At 34.3% G+C, this 9,326-nt stretch carries 9 protein-coding genes; all 9 read right to left on the reverse strand.

Annotation, left to right across the window (positions count from 1 at the left end; all coding sequences use genetic code 11):
- Positions 1–38: 38 nt before the first annotated feature.
- Positions 39–1,184: a 2-hydroxyacyl-CoA dehydratase subunit D gene (locus EK368_RS07475; protein WP_129598067.1), complete on the reverse strand. Its 1,146-nt coding sequence runs from the start codon at positions 1,182–1,184 to the stop codon at positions 39–41.
- The gene (locus EK368_RS07480; RefSeq protein WP_129598068.1) at positions 1,177–2,406 is read right to left on the reverse strand and encodes a 2-hydroxyacyl-CoA dehydratase subunit D; all 1,230 of its coding nucleotides are present in this window, start codon (positions 2,404–2,406) and stop codon (positions 1,177–1,179) included. Before EK368_RS07480 ends, EK368_RS07475 begins: the two co-directional genes overlap by 8 nt.
- A gap of 141 nt (positions 2,407–2,547) precedes the next feature.
- On the reverse strand, positions 2,548–3,333 hold the full coding sequence (hgdC, locus tag EK368_RS07485) for a (R)-2-hydroxyglutaryl-CoA dehydratase activase HgdC (RefSeq protein ID WP_129598070.1): 786 nt from the start codon (positions 3,331–3,333) through the stop codon (positions 2,548–2,550).
- Between the two features lie 395 nt (positions 3,334–3,728).
- Positions 3,729–5,471: a carboxyl transferase domain-containing protein gene (locus EK368_RS07490; RefSeq protein WP_129598082.1), complete on the reverse strand. Its 1,743-nt coding sequence runs from the start codon at positions 5,469–5,471 to the stop codon at positions 3,729–3,731.
- Positions 5,472–5,518: 47 nt separating this feature from the next.
- A complete protein-coding gene (gene gctB / locus EK368_RS07495; protein ID WP_129598072.1) occupies positions 5,519–6,310 on the reverse strand; it encodes a glutaconate CoA-transferase subunit B in 792 nt (263 codons plus the stop codon).
- A 2-nt stretch (positions 6,311–6,312) separates the two neighbouring features.
- The gene (gene gctA / locus EK368_RS07500; RefSeq protein ID WP_129598074.1) at positions 6,313–7,281 is read right to left on the reverse strand and encodes a glutaconate CoA-transferase subunit A; all 969 of its coding nucleotides are present in this window, start codon (positions 7,279–7,281) and stop codon (positions 6,313–6,315) included.
- Positions 7,282–7,330: 49 nt separating this feature from the next.
- Entirely contained in the window at positions 7,331–8,470 is a 1,140-nt protein-coding gene (locus tag EK368_RS07505; protein WP_129598076.1) for a sodium ion-translocating decarboxylase subunit beta, read from the reverse strand.
- Between the two features lie 27 nt (positions 8,471–8,497).
- Positions 8,498–8,902 (reverse strand): biotin/lipoyl-containing protein, encoded by a 405-nt coding sequence (locus EK368_RS07510; protein ID WP_129598078.1) that lies wholly within the window; start codon positions 8,900–8,902, stop codon positions 8,498–8,500.
- 43 nt (positions 8,903–8,945) lie between these two features.
- Positions 8,946–9,239 (reverse strand): OadG family protein, encoded by a 294-nt coding sequence (locus EK368_RS07515; protein WP_129598080.1) that lies wholly within the window; start codon positions 9,237–9,239, stop codon positions 8,946–8,948.
- Positions 9,240–9,326: the final 87 nt, after the last annotated feature.

The following is a 9,326-nucleotide window of genomic DNA, read 5'->3' on the forward strand; positions in this document are numbered from 1 at the left end:
AAGAACCTCCTAGTTAGGAGGTTCTTGATTGCTTTATTCTATTTATTTACTGATAACACATCAGAAAATGCTTGAAGAGATGTTCTTGCTTGTCCAAAGTTTGTCATTTGTTGATCCATACCAATCTTAACATAAGGAATACCTGCTTCATCTAATCCTTTTTTTAATGAAGGGAATTCTATTTCTTCTGGGTCACAAAATTGCATCATCATAATTACAACACCATCAGCTTTACTTTCTTTTACTTTATTTACTATATATTCAGGACGTTTGTTGATCTCTGGATCATATAATAAAGTATCATAATCTTGTGCAGCAAATTGAAGGGCTAATGCTTTCATTGGATTTTCTTCATCTTCTGGTACATCTACACGAATTGCACGTGATTCATGAGCCATATCATCTGCAACAATTGCCATGTTGTTGTTTTCAATAATTTCAAGTAATGATGGACTATCTAAAACGATACCTGAAGTAACGATTTTTGTACCTTTCCATTCTACTTTAGGTGATTTTTCTAGTAATTCATTTAATTCTTTTAATAATTCTGTATGTTCTGATTTTAGCATAAAATATGCACTTTTTAATACAGCATTACGTTTTTTTGGAGTTACTATTTCTGGATGCTCTCCTGCAAGTTCAACAAAACGACGACGTACAGCACGACTTTCGTTGTAAACCTTGATTGCATTTTTAAGACTTTCGTCAGAAATTTCAGCTCCTCCAATTTCTTCTAACTTATCTTTTACATTTTTATATTGAGCCATAGTAAATTCAACACCATATTCTGGTCTACGATTTTGTGGATGTGCTAAAAACATAAAAGGAAAATCAGGACATGCTACTCTAAAGTTTTGTGTAAATGGACGTAATGTATCACACATTGAAGATGCAATTACACCTGATAAACCATCTAGTGTTCCTTTTAGTCCCATTTCAAGGTTTAATTGTGCTATTGTACAGTAGAAAGCTGCAAAATATTCTTTTGCTTGATTAATTGTTCCTCCTGTTTGTCCCCATATACCAAAAGGTACCATATCTGCAGCATAAACTAATTCTTCTGGTACATAGTAAGGAAAACATCCTATAGCTTTTTTACCTTGTGCTAAATATTGATTTAATTGTTTTTTTGGACTTTTTGCTATTTCACTAAACTGATTTAAAAGTTCTTCGATTCTACTCATTGTCCTTTCCTCCCTTTTTAGCATTAAACTCTTCCATTACTTCGAAAAGTCCTTCTACACGAGTGTTGTATTGTGCTTCTGAGAAGTTTCTTGGATCGGCTTGGTCACCATCAAATCCAACTACTGGAACACCTAAGTCTTTACGGAATCTTCTTTGCATCTCTGGCATATATCCACTCCACGGTTTACAACTACGGTTGTAGTGTACTAATATACCATCTACCTTGTTTTCTTTACAAATTCCTTCACGCCACTCAACACCAGTTTCTAAACATACTGAGTTAGGGGCTTTACAATAAGCTTTCATCATTTCATCCATATCATTATATACAAAACCAAATGCTGGTGCATATACAACAGCTGTAGTATTGATTCCTTTTTCTTTTAAAGGTTTGAATAATGCTTGTAATTGTGGCCAACATGGAATTCCTTCAAACATAATTCTATGATTTTCATCATAACGCCATGTTGATTTTCCACTTTTTACATTTTGTTCTAATTCTTCTGCTAATTCTTCAAATCCTTCAGCAGCTTCTACTTTACAACGTGCTGTAACTACTACCGCCATATGGTTAAATAAATCAAAACCACTAAATGGAGATGGTTTGTATTGACAGTATGAACATACTTTTAACCATGCTTTTGCAGTACGGTTAGAGTTAGCACATACTTGTTCAAATCTTTTTTCATCCCATTTGTTTCCACTAATTTCTTCTAATTGTTTAATTGCATCGTCAAATTGTCCACGAATATAAGCTACTTGAGCATCACTTACTTCAACAGTATTATTAAATGGAACGTCTATCATGATCAATGGTATATTGTGAATTCTTGCAAGATTTTCATACCATTTTGTCATACAGTTACAAATATTATTACAGCAAAGTACAAAGTCAGGTTGTGGCATTGGTTTTTCATCTGCTTCATAACCTGCTGCATATGCTATATTGATTCTTGCATATCCACAAATATCATTATCAAATCCCATAGCTTCTGCATGTTCACACATTCTTTGTCCACCATGTTTTGCAGATATTGCAGCAGCTTGATTTTCAGGATAACATACAGCTAGTCCTAAAGTTTCAGCGATTTCTGCAGGGAATTTTGAAGATGACCAACCTACTGGCTCTCCTCTTTTTTTAGCATCCCATGCATTTTGATACACTTGATCTACTACTGCCCTAAGCTTTTGCTTAGCTGGTACTTTTTCATTTTCTGACATATTATTTTCCCCCTCCTATTTTAATGCTATTTAATAATTGTAGTTCCTAAGCTTTAAAGCTTAAGACTTTTAAATTTTATTAAAAGGATCATCCCACCTAAAAGATGGAGATATCCATTTAAATTTAATATAATAACGAGTTTATTTTTTGAATTTTTGATATGCAAACAATGCTGCTCCTAATGCACCTGAATATTGTGCTAGTGGTGATGTATGTATTTTTTTACCAAGCTCTTCTTCAAGTGATGTAACTACTCCTTTATTTCTTGCAACTCCACCACTCATTACAACATCATCCTCAACACCTACACGCTTTGCAAGTCCTGATACTCGACCTGCTACAGATCTATGGATTCCTTTTACTATATCACATATTTGTGAATCATGTGCTAGTTGTGAAATCACTTCAGATTCAGCAAATACTGTACATGTAGAGCTGATATTTATCACTTTTGTAGATTGAGCTGATAATACTTCTAAATCATCAATATTTACTTCAAGAATACGTGCCATAACATCTAGGAATCTTCCTGTCCCTGCTGCACATTTATCATTCATAGCAAAATTTGTAAGCATTCCTTGTTCACTAATACGTAATACCTTGGCATCTTGTCCCCCAATGTCAATAACCGTACGCACATTAGGAAATAAAAAATGAGCAGCTTTTGCATGACAACTCAATTCACTCATCTCAGCATCAACCCAGTCAATGGAGTTACGTCCATATCCTGTTGCCAAAATATAGTTCATATCTTCTTTTGTAAGGTCACAATCTTTTAAAACTGATTCGATTGCACGAGCAGGTCCTGTTGTACCAGTACCTGAATCTACAAGAGATTTACTTATTATTTCTTTTCCATTTTTTAAAATAATGCACTTTGATGCTGTAGATCCAACATCTATTCCCATTGTATATATATTTTCCATCTTGACCTCCATACTTTATAAAATTATTGAATCTAAGAGATATCAATTAAAACTTAATTTGGATAGAATTTTTACTTTTAATTAGCTATATTAGGTTGATAGCTATAAATTGGGTAAGTGCAAAAGCTCAAATCAAAAATATCCATAAAAAAAAGATAATTTATACCTTCGGTTACTCCTAAAAAACCTTCAGCTTAAAGATTATCTTCATTGCCCTATCTGTAAAATCAGTAGTGACTATCTATGATCAATGTGATTACTTATTTAGGTAAATATACTTATTTAGGTGAAAAAAAGCTAAATTTGCTTTTTTCCACCTAAAGTAAGCATAAGACAATGATTTTTAAATTGGTTTATATAATAGATTAAGTATTTAATCTATAAATTATACTTTATTATTTATTGTATGTTTCAAAATCTTTTATACTTCTTGGTAACAACATTTGGTGGAATGCACAAATAGATTTTGGATTTTGGTAAGCTGCATTTGTAAATGCGCGTACATAACCACGAATAGCTGTCATATCAACAATTTCATCCACCATACCTTTTTCAGCACAGAATTTTGGACGAGATTTATCTGTATATTCTTGAATTAATTTATTCATTTTATCAATTGTTGGTTGTAAGTCATTTCCTGCTTGTTTCTCTTTTGCTAATTTTCTTGAATACATCGCACTTGCTGCTGTTTCTCCATTCATTACATAAATTTCTGTTGCTGCTGTTCCTACTGAGAATACATTTGTATTATTTCCTTGTGGGCCTCCTAATACATAATGAGCTGCTGCACTTCCTTTACGTAATAGAACTTCAAGTTGTGGTACTCCTGAATTTTCTATAGAATAAATTAAAGACTGTCCAAGTCCTAATAATTCAGCTTTTTCAGCATCATCTCCAACATCAATACCTGTTGTATCTTGAAGCCATACGATTGGTAGACGATCGCGTCCGCATAGTGTAACAAATTCATTCATTTTGATGAGTCCTTGACGATATAATTTACCACCAACACCTACTGAATTTTCTTTGTATTCAGGGTAGTTCATTAATAGACCTTGAACGTTTGCTACAACTCCTACTAATAAACCATCTACTTTCGCTAAACCTGTTACCATTTCTGGTCCATAACCTTTTTTGTATTCTACAAATTCACTATTATCAAAGATACGACCAATTACTTCATAGATGTCATATGGACGTTTTTGATTCATAGGTATGATAGAGTATAGATCTTCATCGCTTAATCTAGGTGGATGTGGATCATCTACTCTAAAGAATTCTACGTCATAAGCAGGTAATGAATCAATATATTTTTTGATTCCTTCTAATACACCTTTTTCTTCTGCATATACTTCTCTGAAGAAACCTGTTTCATTAAAGTGTACAGATACTGATCCTGGAGGAACTTGTTTTCCTGCCTTTGCTACTGAATCTGCGATTTGCTCTGCACCTTCTTGGTCTATATATCCTTTTGGATTCATACCTCCTAGGATTCCTGCTCCACCTACAGCCATATTTGCCTTTTGATGTGCAATTAAAACAGTTGGACTGATACTATGATATCCTCCTCCTGCTGGGTTTGTTCCATAAATACCTACGATTACAGGTATACCTAATTGTTGTAACTCAGCATTTCTATAAAATGGTGTACCACCACCACGACGGTTTGGATAAACTTTTTCTTGTTCATCAAATTTAACACCACTACAATTTAATACATATACTAAAGGAATACGTAATAATTTAGCTGTATCAGAAGCACGTATTAAGTTTTCTGATTGTCCAGGTACCCATGCACCTGCTAATTTTTTGTTGTCTGAAGCTACAATTACTGCCCACTTTCCATTGATACGTCCAAGTCCTTTAATAATCCCTGTTGATCCGTTATCATTTCCTTCTGGATTAAAAAGACTGTTGAGTGGATTCCATGTACCTTCATCTACTAGTTCAAAAATACGTTGTAGTGCAGTCATTTGTCCTGCTTTATTTAAAGATTCATCTGGACGTCCTTCTGCATGAACTTTTTTAATGCTTTCACGAATTTCTTTTTCAACTTGTTTGATGCTCTCTTCATTTTCTTTATTTTTAGCCCCAATTGCCTTACCTACAACAGGCATATTTTGAAAATATCTTGGCATTGAATAGTTACCCACTGTTTGACCTCCTTTATAATATAAAGTATTATTTATTTTGGAATTTTAATAAATGCTTGACCTGGATCAATTTCTTCACGAATCATACGAATTACTTCTGGATCTGGTGCTTCTAGAGCTACCGCTCTTGATACATCTACATCAAATCCTGTATTTTCTATAACATCTTCTGGTGAAGAAGTTGGATAATATCCTGCAAGATACATACGTTTTGTTTCTTCATCAAATTTCATAATTCCACGATCTGTAACAACCATGATCGGACCTCTATTTGCTGGAAGTCCTTTTTTTGCACGTCCATCAGGACCATCAATCCAGCCTGGGCTTGTTACATAATCGATTTTATCAATAAAACGACGTTTTTCATGTTGCATCATGATGATGGTATTTGCATAAGTAGCAATTCCATTTGCTCCACCACTTCCTGTAAAACGTGTTTTTGGATTGTTATAATCTCCGATACAAGTTGAGTTTACATTTCCATAAGGATCTATTTGAGCTCCACCAATAAAAGCTACCAAACGATCATTGTCATGAATCCATTCGTTGGCTTCAAATCCAATAAATCTAATGTTTGGCCATTGTGTAGCACAGTGAGCCATAAAGCGATTATCTCCTACACTTCTTGGTACTTCGATTGGATCACAATCCATAAGTCCACTTTCTACAATTAAATTACATTTAGGAGCAAATACTCTCTTTGCTAATGAAGCACCTATTAAAGGTAGTCCAGTACCTACAATAACTACTTGTCCGTCTTTGATTTGCTTAGCAATTGTAACTGCTTGCATTTCTTTATTTGTGTAATTTGTATAATTAGCCATTGTTATTTTTCCTCCTTACTTTTAGCTTGTGGTGCATATCCTAAACCTGGAACATTGTTTAGTGCTACTAAACGACTTGCACCTAATTTGTCAAGGTACTCTTGATGATCTTTTACGCTATATACCCATTTTTGGTTGAACTCATCAAATGCTTCTTGAGTTTTACTTGCAACATCATATTCTTTTAGGAATGGATTATCATAGTCATAGTAATTGTAGCATTGTGAAGGATGCGCACCATATGGAGCATGTACAACTGCATCTACACAAAATGGAGGAATTGAATTTGTACTAGGATCTTTACGAATTTCTTCGTTGCTTACTAATTCTTCGCATGTAACGATAACTTTTTTTGCAGCTACTGCAATGTCTACATCATGGAATTCGTCACCTTCAATAGTAACTGTTCCGTCTGGAGATGCCTTTTGAGCATGTATAATTGCTAAATCAAGCTTTGGTACTGGTAGAGCAACAATTTTTTCTCCTGGGTTAAATGGATTATCTACATATACAAATTTATCGTCTGGTAATTTTTCAATTGTTTTACGAACTTCTTTACTAATACCCCATTTATCTGTTAAGTCTGATCCCATCATTAAACGAACTGGAAGATATGGAAGTCCTAATGATGCTGCATGTAACATAAGCATTATAGCATCTTGAGAATAATCTTCATAAATAAGTTCACCTTTTTCTATTGCACTTCTAAAACGACGTGATACATTTGTAACTCCTGAGTTTGCTGTATAGCAGTTAATATATGCTTTAACTCTTCCTTCACCGATAAGTAAGTCCCAATCTCCTCCAGCAGGTCCTGCTTCAACAACAAAATCTTTTTGTCCTTGACGCATAATTTCATAAACTGCTGCATAAGGTTTTCTGTTTGTTGTAAAACCACCAAAGCAAACGTGGTCTCCATTTTGGACAAATTTGGCTATTGCATCTGATAATGTATACACTTTACTATTCACAATAACGCCTCCTATATATTTTTTATATTAAAATTTTAATTTAAAAATTTTAACCAAATAGTATCATGAAAAATCCAGCTGCTACTGCAGAGCCTATAACTCCTGCAACGTTTGGTCCCATAGCATGCATTAATAAGAAGTTTGTTGGATTTGCTTTTGCTCCTTCAACTTGTGCTACACGTGCTGCCATTGGTACTGCTGAAACTCCTGCTGATCCTATTAATGGATTGATTTTTCCTCCTGTAAGATGGCAAAGAAGCTTTCCTATTAAAAGTCCTCCCATAGTTGAGCAAGCAAATGCTAAAAGACCCATAGCAATAATTGTGATTGTTTGAATTCTTAAAAAGATTGCACCATCTGCTGTAGCTCCTACTGTCAATCCAAGTAATATAGTAATTACATTACATAATCCATTTTGTGCAGTATTCGTTAGACGCTCTGTTACACCAGATTCTCTAAGCAAATTACCAAACATTAACATTCCTAGAAGTGGTGCTACAGATGGTAACATCAATGAACAAAATAAAGCAACAAATATAGGGAATATAATTTTTTCAACTTTACTAATTTTTCTTAATTGACTCATTTTAATCTTTCGTTCTTTTTCAGTTGTTAACATTCTCATAAGTGGTGGCTGAATCATTGGTATTAAAGCCATATATGAATATGCTGCTACTGCTATTGGAGCTACTAACTCAGGTGCTAGATTGTTTGCAATGTAAATTGCTGTAGGACCATCTGCTCCTCCAATAATACCTATAGCTGCTGATTGACCTACTGTAAAACCTCCTATAGTATTAGCAAGTGTAAACGCTACATAAATACCCATTTGTGCTGCCGCACCTAAGAATAAACTGATTGGGTTGGCAATCAAAGGACCAAAATCCGTCATTGCACCTACACATAAAAACATCAAACAAGGAAATACACTACTCTTTATTCCTGAATATATAATTCTTAACACCCCTTGTGTATACCAAGGGTCTGCTTCTAACATCAATCCTGTTATTGGTAGGTTTGCAAGAAACATACCAAAAGCAATAGGTAATAACAATAATGGCTCAAACTTCTTAGCAATAGCTAAATAAAGCAATATAAAGGAGACCAAAATCATAGCACCATTTTGCCAGTTCATTGCTGCAAAACCTGATTGTGCTAGCAAACTTCCTGCAATATCTAAAAAATTCATTAAATAAACACTCCTTACTTTATACGATTATTTTATAATAGCTAAAACAGAATCTGAATCTACCATCTCGCCTTTTTTAACTTGAAGAGAAACAGTTCCATCAACTGGGGCAACGATTTCATTCTCCATTTTCATAGCTTCTAATACAATTAAAACATCTCCAGTTTTTACAGCTTGACCTTCTGAAACTTTAATATCAAATATAGAACCAGGCATTGGACTTACTACTTGAGTTGCTCCTCCTGTTGGTGCTGCTGCTGGTGCTGCTGGTTTTACAGGAGTAGGTGTTGGTGCTGGCTTTACTGGTGCTGCCACTGGAGCTGGTGCAGCTACAGGTGCTACTGCCGCTTCACGTGATAAGGGTTGATAATCAGCAACTTTTTCAATTTGAACCTCGTATTTTTTTCCATTTAATGTAGCAATATATTTCATCTTTATAACCATCCTTTACATTTTTATTTTTTTTATTTTCTTATTAATTAATTTCTTTTATTTCAGTAATTCTAAACTTATTTGGTGGCTGTTTTATTTCTTCACAAACTGCAGCCATCAATACTGCATAGGTTTCCTCATCTAGCTCATCCCTTTTATCTACACTTTGAGTAGGAGACGCCACTTTGCTTTCAGAGCCGATACCAAGCATCATGATAATTTTAGAAACAACAACAATAGCCACTGCTAATGATAAAAGTACTAAGAATACGATGGCTACTCCCATACCTGAAACCATTAAAGATTCACTAAGTCCCATAGTATCTAATTCCCACATGAATTTCTACACCTCCTCTACAACAAGCTTTCTATTTGTTTGAATTTTACATTCCACTATACGAAATATATTTCGTATAGTGGAAAA

The sequence above is a fragment of the Anaerophilus nitritigenes genome (assembly GCF_004138215.1).
GTDB lineage: Bacteria > Bacillota > Clostridia > Peptostreptococcales > Thermotaleaceae > Anaerophilus > Anaerophilus nitritogenes.

Excerpts from the sequence above, each read along its gene's own strand:
- EK368_RS07475 (WP_129598067.1), bottom strand. The coding sequence starts at position 1,184 with ATGAGTAGAATCGAAGAACTTTTAAATCAGTTTAGTGAAATAGCAAAA.
- EK368_RS07480 (WP_129598068.1), bottom strand. The coding sequence starts at position 2,406 with ATGTCAGAAAATGAAAAAGTACCAGCTAAGCAAAAGCTTAGGGCAGTA.
- hgdC (WP_129598070.1), bottom strand. The coding sequence starts at position 3,333 with ATGGAAAATATATATACAATGGGAATAGATGTTGGATCTACAGCATCA.
- EK368_RS07490 (WP_129598082.1), bottom strand. The coding sequence starts at position 5,471 with ATGCCAAGATATTTTCAAAATATGCCTGTTGTAGGTAAGGCAATTGGG.
- gctB (WP_129598072.1), bottom strand. The coding sequence starts at position 6,310 with ATGGCTAATTATACAAATTACACAAATAAAGAAATGCAAGCAGTTACA.
- EK368_RS07505 (WP_129598076.1), bottom strand. The coding sequence starts at position 8,470 with ATGAATTTTTTAGATATTGCAGGAAGTTTGCTAGCACAATCAGGTTTT.
- EK368_RS07510 (WP_129598078.1), bottom strand. The coding sequence starts at position 8,902 with ATGAAATATATTGCTACATTAAATGGAAAAAAATACGAGGTTCAAATT.
- EK368_RS07515 (WP_129598080.1), bottom strand. The coding sequence starts at position 9,239 with ATGTGGGAATTAGATACTATGGGACTTAGTGAATCTTTAATGGTTTCA.